Origin of the sequence: Allobosea sp. Tri-44 (assembly GCF_004123845.1) — a bacterium.
GTDB lineage: Bacteria > Pseudomonadota > Alphaproteobacteria > Rhizobiales > Beijerinckiaceae > Allobosea.
Map to the genome: position 1 here is coordinate 286,391 of NZ_NBDP01000030.1, position 14,974 is coordinate 301,364.

9 protein-coding genes are annotated in these 14,974 nt (G+C 67.4%); 3 read left to right on the plus strand and 6 right to left on the minus strand.

What is annotated here, in order from left to right; all coding sequences use genetic code 11:
- Positions 1-11: 11 nt before the first annotated feature.
- Together pepN and B6S44_RS17850 are read left to right on the plus strand one after the other, a co-directional pair.
- Entirely contained in the window at positions 12-2,648 is a 2,637-nt protein-coding gene (gene pepN / locus B6S44_RS17845) for an aminopeptidase N (RefSeq protein ID WP_129158233.1), read from the plus strand.
- Positions 2,649-2,908: 260 nt separating this feature from the next.
- Positions 2,909-5,179, plus strand: a complete 2,271-nt coding sequence (locus tag B6S44_RS17850; RefSeq protein WP_248309637.1) for a PAS domain-containing sensor histidine kinase — start codon at positions 2,909-2,911, stop codon at positions 5,177-5,179.
- A gap of 16 nt (positions 5,180-5,195) precedes the next feature.
- Here the strand turns inward: B6S44_RS17850 and B6S44_RS17855 are convergent, their stop codons facing one another.
- From B6S44_RS17855 to B6S44_RS17870, 4 genes are all read right to left on the minus strand, one after another.
- The gene (locus tag B6S44_RS17855; RefSeq protein WP_248309638.1) at positions 5,196-8,150 is read right to left on the minus strand and encodes a bifunctional [glutamine synthetase] adenylyltransferase/[glutamine synthetase]-adenylyl-L-tyrosine phosphorylase; all 2,955 of its coding nucleotides are present in this window, start codon (positions 8,148-8,150) and stop codon (positions 5,196-5,198) included.
- Between the two features lie 46 nt (positions 8,151-8,196).
- Complete coding sequence (locus B6S44_RS17860; RefSeq protein ID WP_465246122.1) at positions 8,197-9,714, minus strand: HAMP domain-containing sensor histidine kinase; 1,518 nt, start codon at positions 9,712-9,714, stop codon at positions 8,197-8,199.
- Positions 9,698-10,381, minus strand: a complete 684-nt coding sequence (locus B6S44_RS17865) for a response regulator transcription factor (RefSeq protein WP_129158235.1) — start codon at positions 10,379-10,381, stop codon at positions 9,698-9,700. Before B6S44_RS17865 ends, B6S44_RS17860 begins: the two co-directional genes overlap by 17 nt.
- Before the next feature lie 189 nt (positions 10,382-10,570).
- The gene (locus B6S44_RS17870) at positions 10,571-11,806 is read right to left on the minus strand and encodes a trypsin-like peptidase domain-containing protein (RefSeq protein ID WP_349236377.1); all 1,236 of its coding nucleotides are present in this window, start codon (positions 11,804-11,806) and stop codon (positions 10,571-10,573) included.
- Positions 11,807-12,001: 195 nt separating this feature from the next.
- Between B6S44_RS17870 and B6S44_RS17875 the strand changes: the two genes are divergently transcribed.
- Positions 12,002-12,508, plus strand: coding sequence for a hypothetical protein (locus B6S44_RS17875; RefSeq protein WP_129158236.1), 507 nt, complete (start codon positions 12,002-12,004; stop codon positions 12,506-12,508).
- A gap of 6 nt (positions 12,509-12,514) precedes the next feature.
- Here B6S44_RS17875 and B6S44_RS17880 read toward each other — a convergent pair whose 3' ends face one another.
- A complete protein-coding gene (locus B6S44_RS17880) occupies positions 12,515-12,976 on the minus strand; it encodes a cytochrome c-type biogenesis protein (protein ID WP_129158237.1) in 462 nt (153 codons plus the stop codon).
- Between the two features lie 5 nt (positions 12,977-12,981).
- Positions 12,982-14,964 (minus strand): heme lyase CcmF/NrfE family subunit, encoded by a 1,983-nt coding sequence (locus B6S44_RS17885; RefSeq protein ID WP_129158238.1) that lies wholly within the window; start codon positions 14,962-14,964, stop codon positions 12,982-12,984.
- Positions 14,965-14,974 lie beyond the last annotated feature (10 nt).

Genomic DNA, 14,974 nt, shown 5'->3' on the forward strand with positions numbered 1-14,974 from the left:
AGCGAACGAACATGCGCGCCGAAGACGCCCCCCTCATCCGCCTCGAGGACTATCGCCCCTCCGACTGGCTGATCGACACCGTCGATCTCGACATCGTCCTCGATCCGACGCGGACCAGAGTGCGCTCGCAACTGCAGCTGCGGCCGAACCCGGCCGGCCATGCCGGCGCGCCGCTGGTGCTCGACGGCGACGAGCTGACGCCGGATTCGATCCTGCTAGACGACGTCCCACTCGACCCATCCGCCTATTCCCTGTCGGCGCAGGGGCTGACGATCCACGCGCCGCCGGCGCGGGCGTTCTCGCTCCGGATCGAGACGACGCTCGACCCCGGCGCCAACACCAAGCTGATGGGGCTCTATCGCTCCAGCGGCGTCTACTGCACGCAATGCGAGGCCGACGGCTTCCGCCGCATCACCTATTTCCTAGACCGGCCGGACGTGATGAGCGTCTATACGGTCAGACTCGAGGCGGAGAAGACGCAGGCCCCGGTCCTGCTCTCCAACGGCAACCTCGTCGCGGCCGCCGAACTGCCCGGCGGCGAACGGCATTTTGCCGTCTGGCACGATCCGCACCCGAAACCGGCCTATCTGTTCGCGCTAGTCGGCGGCAAGCTCGACCATGTCCGGCAGGATTACATGACCGCGGACGGCCGCAAGGTCGAGCTCGCGGTCTATGTCGAGCCAGGCAAAGCCGGGCGTGCCGGCTGGGCGCTGGACTCACTGGTGCGCTGCATGCGCTGGGACGAGCGGGTCTTCGGCCGCAACTACGATCTCGACGTGTTCAACGTCGTCGCCGTGTCCGACTTCAACATGGGGGCGATGGAGAACAAGGGCCTCAACATCTTCAACGACAAATACGTACTGGCCGACCCGCTGACGGCGAGCGATGGCGACTATGCCTCGATCGAGGCCATCATCGCGCACGAGTACTTCCACAACTGGACCGGCAACCGCATCACCTGCCGCGACTGGTTCCAGCTCTGCCTGAAGGAAGGGCTCACCGTCTTCCGCGACCAGGAATTCTCCTCCGACGAGCGCTCGCGCCCGGTAAAGCGCATCGCCGACGTGCGCACCCTGCGCTCGACGCAGTTCTCCGAGGATGCCGGCCCCCTCGCCCACCCGGTCAGGCCGCGCGCCTACAAGGAGATCAACAACTTCTACACGCCGACGGTCTACGAGAAGGGCGCGGAGGTGATCCGCATGCTCAAGGTGCTGATCGGCGAGGACGCCTTCACGCGCGGCATGGACCTCTATTTCGAGCGCTGCGACGGTACGGCTGCGACGATCGAGGAATTCCTCGACTGTTTCGTCGAGGCCTCGGGCCAGGATCTCGCCCATTTCGCCAGATGGTACGAGCAGGCCGGCACGCCAACCGTGGTCGCGTCCGGCAAATACGATGCGCAGGCGAGGAGCTACAAGCTGCAGCTCGCCCAATCGACGCCGGCAACACCGGGCCAATCGCACAAGCAGCCCGTCGTTATCCCCGTCGCGCTCGGCCTGGTCGGCAAGGGCGGCGACCTGCCGCTCACCAGCATCTCGCCGGCGCTCAAGGCTGGCGGCGTGGTCGTGCTCGACCAGCCTTCGCTGTCCCTGACCTTTACCGATGTGCCGGAAGCGCCAACGCCGTCACTGTTGCGCGGCTTCTCGGCGCCAGTACGGCTCGAGCTCGACCTGGGCGACAGCGATCTGCTGACGCTGTTCACCGCCGACAGCGATTCCTTCAACCGCTGGCAGGCGCTGCAGACTGTGGCGATGCGGACCCTGGTACGAGCCGGCAAGGGCGACATGTCCACGCTGGATGCGACTGCGTCGGCGCTCGGCAAGGCGCTCTCCGGTTTCCTCGCCGACCCCGCTTTGGATCCAGCCTTCGCCGCGCAGGTATTGCGCCTGCCCGCCCCAGCCGACATCGCCCGCGAGATCGGGATCGATGTCGATCCAGATGTCGTGCACGGCGCCCATCGCCGGCTCTCGGCCGCAATCGGCGGCGCACTGGCCGGTCAGCTCGCAGATTTGCGTGTCAGCCTTACCGACCGCGGCCCCTATTCGCCGGCAGCGAGCCCCGCGGGACGGCGGGCACTCCGCAACGAGGCCCTCGGACTGATCGCACTCGGCGAGCCCGCCAGCGGTGCACGGCTGGGGCTGGCGCAGTTCGCCGAGGCCGACAACCTGACCGACCGGCTCGCGGCGCTGGCCGCGATGACGCTGATCCCGGGCGCCGAGCGGGAGGATTTGATCGCGCGCTTCGGCGAACTCTATGCCCGCGAGCCGCTGGTGCTCGACAAGTGGCTGATGGCGCAGGCGCTGATCGCGGAGGACGGCACGCTCACCCGGGTCAAGGGGCTGATGAACCACCCGGCTTTCTCGCTCGGCAATCCCAACCGGGTACGCGGCCTGATCGGCGGCTTTGCCGCCAACCTCACCCAGTTCAACCGGGCCGACGGCGAGGGCTACGGCTTCATCGCCGACATCGTCATCGCGCTCGACCGGACCAATCCGCAGGTCGCTTCCCGCCTGCTCGGTTCGTTCAAGAGCTGGCGCATGCTCGAAGCCGGGCGCCGGGCCAAGGCGGAGGCGGCTTTGCGGATGGTCCAGACCACCCCGAACCTGTCGCGCGACGTCGCAGATATCGCCACCCGCTCGCTGGCCTGAAAGGGCCAGTGACAGGGGCGTTAAGGCTGCTTTGCCTCAAAGGTTAACGAAGTCCTGCGCGCGCAAGATTCAACCGATTCGACGCTACAACCATTGCGCGCAAAGTCGCGAAAACAACGAAGTTTCCGCTAGACAAAGCGAGGCCTGCGGATTCAACTGACAGTGATTCGGGGATGCGGCACGTCTCCCGATCTTACTGACGGTACATCGCTTCCGAAGGGGGAACGGGCATGACGCGTGCAGACGCGGCTTGCGCACACGTGCGCGCAAATTCGGTGCTGGGCGTAGCACGATCCCTGACCCATCCGCTTTATCAGCGCTTCGAGCAGCTGGAGCCGATCTTCCGGAAAGTCATTCCGGCGCTGGTCGCCGGCTTTGTCTTGCTCCTGGCGCTCGGAGCCTACGTCCAGACCAGCGCATTGCGCGATGATGCGCTCGATGACGCAGCAATGGACCTCGACGCACTCGCGGCATTGCTTGTGCGCGAGCTCGATCTAGCCTCGAAGGATGACAAGCGCCCCGAGAGCGCACTCACGGCTCTGACGACCAGGCACATCGCCGGCCGCGGCCGCATCGTCTATGTCAGTGATCCGAGCGGCCGTGTTGTCGCCGGCGAGCCGACGATCGGCGTGAGCGAGCGCAACCTCGTCGATCTGCTTGGTCCTGGGCAGGCGCTGACCGTCTTCGCCGACCGGGCCGGCGTCATGCCGATCACGCTTCCGGGCGGGATCGAAGTCCTCGCCACCGTCCGCAACCTCGCCGCGCCGCTCGGCCAGGTCGCGGTGCTCCATCCGGTCAAGCGCGCGCTGTCGGCCTGGGAGGAACGCCGTCGTTCGATCCTGGTCCTGTTCGGCTCGGCGGCGATCGTGCTCGCCGGTATCACCGCCGCTTTTGTGCTGCAATCCAGGCGCGCCCGCGCCGCCGACGAGGATTGCGACTGCGTGCGCGATCGCATCGACACGGCACTCAGCCGCGGCCATTGCGGCCTGTGGGACTGGGACCTGGCCCGGGGCCGGATGTACTGGTCGGATTCGATGTATGCGATGCTCGGCTATGACCGCTCCGGCGAGTACATGTCCTTCGGCGAGGTCAACGCCTTCATCCACCCCGAGGACGCCGATCTCTATGGCCTGGCCGATGCGGTCAGCCGCGGCGAGGCCAACCATCTCGACCAGGAGTTCCGTGTCCGCAACGCCTCCGGCGAATGGGTCTGGCTCAAGGCCCGGGCCGAACTGGTCACCGATCGCCGGACCCATGCGCAGCATCTCGTCGGCATCGTCGTAGACATCTCCGAACAGCGCCGCATGGCGGCCCGCACCGCCACGTCAGATGCCCGGCTGCGCGACGCGGTCGAGGCGATCTCGGAGGCCTTCGTTCTCTGGGATGCCGAGCAAAAGCTCGTGCTCTGCAATGCCAAGTACCAGCAGCTCCACATGCTGTCGCCGGAACTGATGCGCACCGGCACGAGCTATGAGCAGATCATGAGCCATAGCGCCCAGCCGAGCATCGACCGCGAGCCGGTCCGCAGCTCGCGCCCCGGCTCAGGCAGCCATTCCTACGAGGCGAAGCTCTCCGACGGACGCTGGCTGCAGATCAACGGCCGCCGTACCAAGGATGGCGGCTCGGTCTCGGTCGGCACCGACATCACCCTGCTGAAGCAGCAGGAGGAGCGCCTGACCCGCTCCGAGCACGAACTGCTCAAGAATGTCACCGATCTGAAGTCGTCGCGGCAGAAACTGGAGGCGCAAGCCCAGCAGCTCGCCGAACTCGCCGAACTCTATCTCGAGCAGAAGGCCGCGGCAGAAACTGCCAACCGTGCCAAGTCGGAATTCCTCGCCAATATGAGCCACGAGCTGCGCACGCCGCTCAACGCCATCCTCGGCTTCTCCGAGATCATGGATGACGGATTGTTCGGCCCCCTCGGCTCCGAGCGTTATGTCGAATATGTTCGCGATATCCGCTCCAGCGGCGGCTACCTGCTCGCGGTGATCAACGACATCCTGAACATGGCGCGGATCGAGTCCGGCAAGATCGAGCTCGAGAAGACGGATGTCGCGCTCGACCTCGTGGTCGGTGAAGCGATCAACTGCCATCGCGAGGCGATCGCGCACAAACGGCTCTCCCTGACCAGCGATATCGGCAGCAATCTGCGCCTCGAGGCGGACTCGCACGCTCTCTTCCAGATCGTCGGCAACCTCGTCGACAACGCTATCAAGTTCACCCCCGAGGGCGGCCAGATCGCGGTCCGCGTCAAGCCGGCGCCCGACGCACTCAACCTCTATGTCGAGGATTCCGGCATCGGCATTCCGCGCGAGAAGCTAGGCCGCATCGGCCGCCCGTTCGAGCAGGTCGAGGGCGAGCTGGCGCGCAGTCATGGCGGCTCCGGCCTCGGCCTCGCCATCGCCCGCTCTCTCGCCGAGCTGCATGGCGGCTCGCTCCGGATCCGCTCGATCATGGGCTCGGGCACGATCGTGATGGTCCACCTGCCGCTGAAAAGCCCGGTCGCTGCGGAGCTGGAGCGGGCGGCCTGAGCGAAGAGCGTGGCGCTTACCTCTTCTGCGCGGCGCCCAATATCTGCTTGAACAGACCGCGCGCCATCGCACGCCGCTCATCCAGCTCGGCCTTCAGCATCTTGGCATCCGGCAGGCCGACCGCCGTCGCGATCCGGCGCAGGACGCGTTCCGGCACGACCCTGGGATCGAAGCCCTCCTCCACTGCAAAGCGCTGCCAGAGCTGGACGTCGCCGATGAAGCGCGCTGCGCCCGCCAGCCGCTCGGCATCCTCGGCCGCGATGACACCAGTGTCGCGCGCCGCAATGAAGACGCCTGCCGTGGTCCGGGCGAGGAGCTGCGGGTGATAGTGGCCATGAGCGAGCACCAGGAACTGCGCCAGGAAATCGAGATCGGTCAGGCCGCCGGCGGCGAGTTTGAGATCCCAGGGATCGCTCTCGCCCTTCTCCTTGGCGATCAGCGCCCGCATCTCGGCGACGGCCGCGGCGACCTTGGCCGGCTCGCGCTTGCGCAGCAGAATATCCCGGATCGCGGCCTCGACCTTCGCCTTTAGACCGGCGTCGCCGGCGACGACGCGGGCGCGGGTCAACGCCATCTCCTCCCAGATCTCAGCCTCGCCCTGGTGGTAGGCCGTAAAGCCCCCGAACTGCGTCGCAGCCGGGCTCTTGTTTCCGGCCGGCCGCAGCCGCATGTCGACCTGATAAAGCGTGCCGCGCCGGGTCGGCACCGTCAGCGCCGCGACGAGGCGCTGGGTGAAACGGACATGCCAGGTCACCGGATCGAGCGGACGCCCGCCATCGCTGGCCTCGGCCTCCTCCGGCCGCTCATAAAGCAGCATCAGGTCGAGATCGGATGAGGGCGTGAGTTCGCCGGCACCGAGACGGCCCATGCCGAGAACCACGGCCTCGGCGCCGGTGACAAGACCATGGTCAGCGGCGAAGGCGGCGCGGGTATCGTCGAAGGCGGCGCGGATACAGGCCTCAGCGACCGCGGCATAGCCCTGCGCTGCCTGTTCGGCATTGATCACGCCGGAGAGCAGCCGGGCGCCGACGAGAAAGTTCTCCTGCCGGGCGGCATCGCGCATGCGATCAAGCCCGTCCTCGACGCTGGGCGGCGGCGTGCCGACCATGGCGCGCACGCGCTGCGCCACCCGCTCGGCGTCGTGACGCGGGGCGCTGAAGGCGGGGTCGATCACCGCGTCGAGCACATGCGGATAAAGCGCCGCGACCTTGGCGAGGCGCGGCGCGCTGCCGAGGATCTCGGCAAAAAGCTGCAGCAAGGCCTCGTGCGAGCGCAGCAGGGTCAGCAATTCGACCGCCGCCGGCATACGCACGAAGGCGTTGTCGAGATGGGCGAGCGCACCATCAGGATCGGTGGTGCGCCCGAGCGCGACGAGGAGCGCCGGCGTCAGCTCGGTCAGCACCTCGCGGGCACGAGCGCTGGTGACGGCGGCGCGGCGGCCGAAATGCCAGCCGCGCACCGTCTCGGCTGCAGTGGCGGGCTGGCGGAAGCCGAGCTTGCTCAGCGTTGCCAGCGTCTCGGGATCGTTCTCGGTGCCGGTGAAGGAGAGCGAGCCGGCCTCGCTGGCGAGGCTGGGGGCATCCTCGAACAGGAGGGCATAATGACCCTCGACGCGCCTGGCATGCGCCTCCAGATCCTTGCCGAAGACCTTGGCCGAGGGGTAGCCGCAGAAACGGGCCAAGGCGTCGAGATCGGCGGCGTCCGTCGGCAAGGTCTGCGTCTGCTCGTCATGGCGCATCTGCAGCCGGTGCTCGACGGTGCGCAGCCAGCAATAGGATTCCGTCAGCGCGTCGCGGGCCTGCGGGCTGATCCAGTTCTCCCTGGTGAGTTCTCCCAGCATGTCGAGCGTGCGCGGTCCGCGTAGCGCCGGGCGCCTGCCACCGAAGACGAGCTGCTGGGTCTGGACGAAGAATTCGATCTCGCGGATGCCGCCGCGGCCGAGCTTCACATTGTGGCCGGGCAGGCTGAGCGTCTCGAAGCCCTTCACCGACTGGATCTGGCGCTTCATCGCATGGATGTCGGCGATGGCGGCGAAGTCGAAATATTTGCGCCAGATGAAGGGAGCGAGGTCGGCAATGAAGCGGCGGCCGAGATCGAGGTCGCCGGCGACGGGCCGCGCCTTGATCATCGCGGCGCGTTCCCAGTTCTGGCCGACCGTCTCGTAATAGGCATAGGCCGTCGGCAGGGCGACCGCGACATGGGTCGACCCCGGATCGGGCCGCAAACGCAGGTCGACGCGAAAGACATAGCCGTCCGGCGTGCGCTCCTGGATAATGCGGGCGATCTGCTGGGTGAGCTTGACGAAGAAGCTCGTCGGCTCGCCGACGCCGGCGGCCTCGGCCATCTCCGGATCGAAGAAGACGACGATGTCGATATCGGAGGAGTAGTTCAGCTCGCCGGCACCGTGCTTGCCGAGCGCCAGCACGACGAGGCCCGAGCCCTTCCCAGGTTCAGCCGGGTCGGGAAGCTCGATCCGGCCGAGGCCGGCGGCCTGATGCAGCGCATGCTCGCTGGCGAGCTTCACCGCCATGTCGGCGGTGGCGCTGAGGGCGGCCGTGACCGTCTCCACCTGCCAGACGCCGCCGATATCGGCGAGCGCCAGCAGCAGCGCCATGCCCTGACGGAAACGGCGCAGCTCACGCATCAGGTCGGTCGTCGCCGTGTCCGGCGTGGCGAAAGCGGCGATGCCGGCAAGCAGCGCATCGCGGCGCTCGCCGGGATCGGTGGTCAGCGAGGCGAGCAGGCCGTCCGGATCGCGCCGCATGATCTGCGTCAGGAAGGGCGAATGAGCGAGGATGCCAGCAACCAGCGCAGCGGATGCCTGATTGCCCGCGAGATGGGCGGCGAGGCGCCCGCCAGAACCGGCGTCGAACAGGCGCCCGATTAGCTCCTCGCGCCAGAGCGCCTCGACCTTGCGGCGCGCCGGCAGGACAGGCGCCGCCTTGAGGCGCTCGCATAACGGCTCGCCCACACTGACCTCCGCAACGACCGGCTCAAGGGAGCCCTCCAGCTCTCCATCAAGCCGACTGGAACCCTGCCCCGTTCGGCTGCGATGTCGAGCCCGCAGGCGCCTCCGGGAGCGGCCTGTCCACAGAAGGCGGCGCAACCGGCAGCAACATCACGACATCGAGCCCCGGCGCATTGTCCGACAGGCGGATCGCGCCGCCATGCAGGTGCGCGACCGCCGAAGCGAGCGCGAGCCCGAGTCCGAAACCCGGCTTCGTACGGCTCTGGTCGAGCCGGACAAAGCGCTCCAGCACACGGCCGCGATCGGCCTCGGGAATGCCGGCGCCGTGATCGGCGACACCGAGCTCGATCGTTTCGCCGACGCGCCGCGCGGTGACCGCAACAGTCGCCGGGGCATCGCCCTCCGGCTTGCCGTATTTCAAGGCGTTGTCGATCAGATTGGCCAGCGCCTGGCCGATCAGCTCGCGATTGCCGGTGAGCAACAGGTCGGGCTCGACCGAGGCGGACAGAGTGAGCCCCGCCTCCTCCGCGAGCGGCTCGTAGAGTTCGGAGAGCCCATCAACGATCTCGGCAAGGTCGAGCGGCGCCATGCTGTCGGTGATCTGGCGGGTCTCGAGCCGCGCGATCATCAACAGGGCATTGAACACCCGGATCAGCCCGTCCGCTTCCTCGATCGCGCCGTCGAGCGCGGTGCGCAGCTGCTCGGGCGACTGCGCCGTGCGCAAGGCCTCCTCGGCGCGGTTGCGCAGGCGGGTCAACGGCGTCTTGAGGTCATGGGCGATGTTGTCCGAGACCTGCTGCATGCCGCTCATCAGCTCGCCGATCCGGTCGAGCATGGCGTTGAGATTCTCCGCCAGCCGGTCGAGCTCGTCGCCGGTGCCGGCGATGGCGAGCCGCCCCTTGAGGTCGCCAGCCATGATCGAGCGGGCCGTATCGTTCATGCCGTCGATGCGCTTCAGCACCCGCCGCGCGACGAACCAGCCGGCGAAGCAGCCGAGTACCACCACGAGCAGGAATGACCAGGCGGCCGCGCGCTTGATCACAACGCGCAGGCGCTCGCGCTCCTCGACATCGCGACCGACCAGCAGGCGGAACCCCGCAGGCAACATGAAGACGCGGACGATGGCGTGGTTGGTCTGGTCGAGCGCCTCGGAGGAGCGGGCGTACTCGATCTCGCTCTCGCCCTGGCGGTCGAGCGTGCCTGGCGGCAGCGCCTCGATATTGCCGGCGATACGCTCGCCCAGCGGCGTGGTGACGAGATAGAGCGAAGCGCCCGGCCCGCGCGAGCGCCGCTCGATGACCTGGACGAGCCGCCTGATGCCGCCGAGACGCTGCTGCTCGGCCAGGCCCTGGATCTCCGCGTCGATGGTCGAGCGGATCTGGTCGTCGAGCAGGTTCTTGGCGTTCCAGGCGACATAGCCCAGCACGAAGACGGCAAAGAGCGCGAAGACGACGAGATAGAGCGCCGTCAGCTTGAAGGCCGTTGTACGGACGAGGTGCGGCAGGAAGCGCAGGCGGCCGGATGACGCTCCGGCTTCCGGGGCACGGTGGTCAGCGAGCTGAGTCACGGACCATATACCCCGCGCCGCGGATGGTGTGGATCATCGGGTGCTCGAAACCCTTGTCGACCTTGGAGCGCAGCCGCGAGACGTGCACGTCGATGACATTCGTCTGCGGGTCGAAGTGATAATCCCAGACGTTCTCGAGCAGCATGGTGCGAGTCACGACCTGGCCGGCATGCTTCATCAGATATTCGAGCAGACGGAACTCGCGCGGCTGCAGCGCGATCTCCTCGCCGGCGCGGGTGACGCGATGCGCCAGCCGATCGAGCAGGAGGTCGCCGGTGCGATAGCTGGTCGGTTCGGAGGCAGGCGCGCCGCGGCGGCGCGAGAGGACTTCGACCCGGGCGAGCAGCTCGGAGAAGGCATAGGGCTTGGGCAGGTAGTCGTCGCCGCCGGCGCGCAGGCCCTTCACCCGGTCGTCGACCTGGGCGAGTGCGGAGAGGATCAGCGCCGGGGTCGTCTCGCCTTGCTCGCGCAAAGAGCGGATCACCGAAAGCCCGTCCATCCGCGGCAGCATGCGGTCGACGACGAGCACGTCATAGCCGCCGCCCTGCGCCATGGCGTAGCCTTCCAGGCCGTCGGGGGCGTGGTCGGCGACATGGCCGGCCTCGCGAAAGGCCTTGACCAGATAGGCTGCCGCTTCGGCATCGTCTTCAACGATCAGGAGTCGCATGACTGCAAACTAGCCCAACGAAAAGAAAAGCGGCAGGCCGGAGGTGACGATCCGACCTGCCGCCGTGACGGCTGGCATTCCCGGCAGGGGGCGACGTGACAACCGGGAGAAACCATCCGCCCGGACCATGCTCTTGCAGATGAACTGAACGCTACGCGCAAGAGCATGCCCGATCTTGATAGGCCCGGGTCAGGCCGCCGGCTGGCGGCCGACCTCGAACGAGACCTCGCGCTCCTTGCCATCGCGCCAGATGGTCAGGTTCGTCTTGGCGCCGGGTGCGAAGGTCGCGATCTTGCGCGAGAGCTCGCGGGCATCGGCGATCTTCTCACCGTTGACGGCGAGGATGGTATCACCGCGCTTCAGGCCGGCCTTGGCGGCAGGGCCGTTGGCCTGCGCCTCGGCGATCAGCGCGCCCTTGGCATCCTTCAGGCCGATCGCGTCGGCGACCTCGGCCGTGACCGGCTGGATCTGCACGCCGATGAAGCCGCGGGCGACCGAGCCGTGCTCCTTGAGCTGCTCTACGACGCTCTGGACGGTGGCAGCGGGAATCGCGAAGGCGATGCCGACATTGCCGCCCGAAGGCGAGTAGATCGCGGTGTTGACGCCGACGACCTCGCCCTTCTGGTTAAAGGTCGGACCGCCGGAATTGCCGCGGTTTACGGCTGCGTCGATCTGCAGGAAGTCGTCATAGGGGCCGGAGCCGATATCGCGGCCCTGCGCCGAGACGATGCCAGCGGTCACGGTGCCGCCAAGGCCGAACGGATTGCCGACCGCCAACACCCATTCACCGGTGCGCGGCTTGCCTGAAGCCAGCTGAACGAACGGATAGTTGCCGGACTCGTTGACCTTGAGCAGAGCAAGGTCAGTGCGCGGATCGGTGCCGATCACCTTGGCCGAAAGCGTCTTGCCGCTATCGGTGACCAGCTGGACCTCGGCCGCATTGGCGACGACGTGGTTGTTGGTGACGACATAGCCGTCCTGACTGACGAAGAAGCCCGAGCCCTGCGAGAGCTGAGCGCGCGGCTGCTGCTGCGGTCCGCGCGGGCCCATGCCCTCCTCGCCGAAGCGGCGCAGGAAGCGCTCGAGCGGATGGCCGGGAGGCAGGCCTTCGATGCCAGCCGGGCCGCCCTGCTCGTCGGCGCTTGCGACGACCTTGGCCTTGACGCGAACCGAGACGACGGCGGGCTTAACCCGATCGACCACATCGGCGAAGGAGGGCAGCTGTGTCTGCTGCAAGCCGGAGAGCTGGATCGGCTGCGCATTGGCGGCGCCGTGGGTGTTCAGGAAATTGTCGGCGAGGCCGGCCATCAGGCCGATGCTCAGCGTCGCCGCGCCGGCGATGAGCGCGCCGCGCTTCAGGATCGAGCGGGTGGTGGCGGGCGAGCGAGTGGCGGTGTCGGGGGTATTATTTTCTTGGGTGGTCATGGTTCTCACCTCGATGCGGGAGGCAGGGCCTTCCCTGCTTCGTGAGGTGGACCATGACGGACGGCGCCTTACCCGGATTTCGCCCGATGATGACAGTTTCGTAAGGTTGGCGCGGCTTGGGGGAAGGAGTCGGCTTGACGCTGACTCGGTCACGATGCTCCCTACAGTCGATGCGCGCGATAAGAGCAGGCCGACATGAAACACGTGATTGGATATATGGTCCTCGCCGCATTGCTACTCGCTGGGGAGAACGCCCTGGCGCAAGACATGCCCGCTTATGAAACCGGGGTGCGCCTCGCGCAGCGCCGCGGCTACGAAAACGCCGAATGCTATGGACGGGTCTTCGCCAAGCACGCGGTGGTCGTCGAAAAACCCAACGGGAGGAAAAGCTGGTTCGCCGCCTCGACACCGGCCTACAACGCCGAGCAGCAACGCCGCTGCGGCGTCGACCGGCTGGGCGACCTCAGGCAGCGCGCGGCGGGCTCATCGTCCGGCAGGGCCGGGTCTGCACATCGTGCCGGCCTGAGGGTGGCGGCCCAGCGCGGACATTCCGGAGAGCAAGCCGCCTGCTTCGCCCGAACCTACGCGCTCTTCGCATACGAAACGCCCGTTCCTGGCAGCCCTCGCGGCTACGCAATTGCCGGGCGTAGCGACAATGCATACCGGGCAGAGCTTTTCCGGAGCTGCGGTATCAGCCGCTAGGCCGATCTAGCCGTCGCTGCGCTTCATCAGCTCGTCCAACCTCGCCTGCTCTTCGGCAGTCAATGCAGCGCTGACCGGCGCAGCAGAACGATTGCGCCGACGCCAGAGGAAGACGGCCCCGGACAGCACGATGAGGAAGGGCGCGGCCCAGAGCGCGATGGTGCGCACATTCATCGGCGGGCGCAGCAAGACGAAGTCGCCATAGCGAGCGACGACGAAATCGATCACGGCGCCGTCGCTGTCGCCGGCAGTGAGCCGTTCGCGTACCAGGATGCGCAGATCCTTGGCGAGCGGCGCATCGGAATCGTCGATCGATTGATTCTGGCAGACCAGGCAGCGCAGGCCGGAGGAAATCCCCCGCGCGCGCTGTTCCAGCGCAGGATTCTTCAGCACCTCGTCGGGCTGCACGGCGGCTGCCGGGCCCGAGAACGCCGATAGCCCGACCAGGAAGAGCAGGACAGCACGCATCGGGATCACTCGGCCGGCTGCGGAAGCGCGGCCGGTGCCGCCACGCGCCGCGGCGCGGCCAATCGGAAGCGCCGATCGGTCAGCGAGAGCCCGCCGCCCGCCGCCATCACCAGCGCGCCGATCCAGATCAGGAGGATCAGTGGCTTGTCGTGCAGCTTGACCGCGATAGCGCCGCTGTCGTCGATCTCGCCCAGGCTGAGATAGGCCTGCCCAAGCCCCACAGTGCGGATGCCGGCTTCGGTGGTCGGCATGGCGCGCGCCGTATAGATGCGCTTCATCGCCTCGACAGGCTCAAGCTCGCGGCCATTGGCGACGATGCGGAAGCGGGCGGCGTCCTCGCGATAATTCGGGCCGGTGCGCGGCGTCACGGCCTCCAGCGTGACGGTGTAACGGCCACTGGTGAGGCTCTCGCCGACCTTGAGCATGCCGATCGCCTCAGTGCCCCAGGCTGTAGCGGCGATGCCGATCACGCTGATGCCGACACCGGCATGGCCGAGCGCACTGCCCCAGGCGGAGCGCGGCAGGCCCTTCGCCCGCGACCAGATCGCCGAGGCGCCGCTGGCGCGGCCGGCTACGCGTTCGCCGATTTCCCAAAATGCTCCGACGACGAGAAAGACACCGAGACCGATGCCGAGCGGCGCCAGCACCGGCCCGCCACGCACGAAGGCGAAGATCGCAAGTGTCGTGATCACGCCGACGCCGAATGCGACCTGGGCGCGCTGGGCGGCGCCGAGCAGGTCGCCGCGCTTCCAGGCCAGTGTCTGGCCGATCGGCAGCAGCAGCAACAACGGCACCAGCAGCGGCACGAAGGTGGCGTTGAAGAAGGGGGGGCCGACCGAAATCTTGTCGCCGGTCACCATCTCCAGCACGAGCGGATAGAGCGTGCCGATGAAGACGGTGGCGCAGGCGGTCGCCAGGAAGAGGTTGTTGACGACGAGCGCGCTCTCCCGTGAGACCGGCGCGAACAAGCCGCCCTGTTTCAAAAGCGGCGCCCGCCAGGCGAACAGCGCCAGCGAGCCGCCGATGAAGGCGATCAGGATGCCGAGGATGAACAGGCCGCGCTGCGGGTCGCTGGCGAAGGAATGCACCGAGGTCAGCACGCCGGAGCGGACGATGAAGGTGCCGAGCAGCGAGAGCGAGAAGGTCAGGATGGCGAGCAGGATCGTCCAGACCTTGAGCGCGTCGCGCTTCTCCATCACCACGGTCGAGTGAATCAGCGCCGTGCCGGCGAGCCAGGGCATCAGGGAGGCGTTCTCGACCGGGTCCCAGAACCACCAGCCGCCCCAGCCGAGCTCGTAATAGGCCCAGTAGGAGCCCATCGCGATGCCGAGCGTCAGAAAGGTCCAGGCCAGCAGGGTCCAGGGACGGACGGCGCGCGCCCAGACCGCGTCGATCTTGCCCTCGATCAAGGCCGCGACGGCGAAGGCATAGGTGATCGAGAAGCCGACATAGCCGACATAGAGCAGCGGCGGATGGATCGCGAGGCCAAGGTCCTGCAGGATCGGGTTGAGGTCCTGCCCCTCGCCCGGAGCCGGGACGAGGCGCCGGAACGGGTTCGAGGTCAAAAGCGTGAAGGCGAGGAAGGCGACACTGACGCTGCCTTGGGCAGCGAGGGTGCCGGCCCGCAACTTTACCGGCAACGACCGGCGCGATAGCGCGACCAGCGCGCCGAACAGCACGAGGATGAGGACCCAGAGCAGCATCGAGCCCTCATGGTTTCCCCATACGGCGGTCAGCTTGTAGATCAGCGGCTGCGTCGAATGCGAATTGGCGACGACGTTCTCGACCGAGAAATCGGACGTCACATAGGACGCCATCAGGCAGCCGAAGGAGAGCGCGACCAGGAGGAAGCAGGCAATCGCCGCCGCCGGGCCGACCGAGGCCAGAGCCGGATCGTTCCTGGCCACCCCCCAGAGCGGCACGATCGTCTGGACGACCGCGACGCCGAGCGCCAATGCCAACGCGAAATGACCGATCTCGACGAACACTGGCGCAGCC